The following is a 1,206-nucleotide window of genomic DNA, read 5'->3' as shown; positions in this document are numbered from 1 at the left end:
GCGCACGCTGCAACTGGAGACCTGGAACGCCAGCGCCCACGATTTCCCGCTTGAGCATGATTTCGCCGCCCTGTTCGCGCAGCAGGTGGCGCGCGATCCTTCGCGCATCGCCGCCAGCTGCGGCGACGCCAGCCTGAGTTATGGCGAGCTGGACGCCCGCGCCGCCCGCGTCGCCAAGGTCCTGCTCGATGCCGGCGCCGGCCGCGATGTGCTAGTCACCCTGGTGAGCGAGCGCAATCTGTCGCTGCTGACCATGATGGTGGCCGTCTTGAAGGCCGGTGCGGCCTTCCTGCCGCTGGACGTCAAGCATCCGCCCGAGCGTCTGCGCGAGATCGTCGAGATGAGCGGCTCGCCGCTGCTGCTGGTGGCCGAGGATTGCGCGGCTCAGGCGCAAGCGCTGGCCGGACACCTGGACCTTGCCACCATCGTGCTCGAACAGCACTGGTGCGCCGGCGCGGTGCCGGCCGGGTTGCCGGGCGCGGCGCCTGGCGACCTGGCCTACGTCATCTTCACTTCCGGCTCGACCGGCAAGCCGAAGGGGGCGATGGTCGAGCAGCTGGGCATGTTGAACCACATGTTCGGCAAGATCGTCACAATGAACATCAACGCGCAAGACGGCCTGGCGCAAACCGCCTCGGCCGCCTTCGACATCTGCGTCTGGCAAATGCTCTCGGCGCTGCTGGTCGGTGGGCGCACGGTGGTGCTGCCGGATACCATCGCCTACGATCCGAGCCGCCTGCTCGAAGCGGTCGAAGCGGAGGGCGTGACCTTGCTGCAAACCGTGCCGAGCATGATGCGCAGCCTGCTCGACGGTGGTTCCGAGGGACGCACGTTGGCGCGCCTGCGTTACCTGATCCCGACGGGCGAGGCGCTGGGCAGCAAGCTGAGCCAGGATTGGTTCACGCGCTTCCCGGCGATTCCGCTGATGAACGTGTACGGCCCGGCGGAATGCTCGGACGACGTCACCTGGCACGCCATCAACGCCCGGCCGGACGCGCACAGCGCCATTCCGATCGGCCGGCCGACGCCGAACAACCGCATCTACATCCTCGACCGCGCCATGCAGCCGGTGCCGATCGGGGTCAAGGGCGAGATCTGCGTCGGCGGCCTTGGCGTCGGGCGCGGCTACCTGAACAGTCCACAGCAAACGGCGGCGGCCTTCGTCGACCATCCGCTGGGCGGCGCCGGCCGCCTGTACCGCACCGG

General features: G+C 68.7%; 1 protein-coding gene. It reads left to right on the top strand.

Annotated features, from left to right (window positions below; translation table 11 throughout):
- Positions 1-1,206, top strand: a 1,206-nt coding sequence (locus H7U20_RS19130; protein ID WP_199760745.1) for an AMP-binding protein, incomplete at both ends; no start/stop codon positions are given.

The organism is Rugamonas violacea, from assembly GCF_016461825.1.
In the GTDB taxonomy this organism is placed as follows: Bacteria; Pseudomonadota; Gammaproteobacteria; order Burkholderiales; family Burkholderiaceae_D; genus Rugamonas.
Note: the sequence above shows the minus strand (reverse complement) of the source record. Positions and strands in the feature narration are given on the sequence as shown.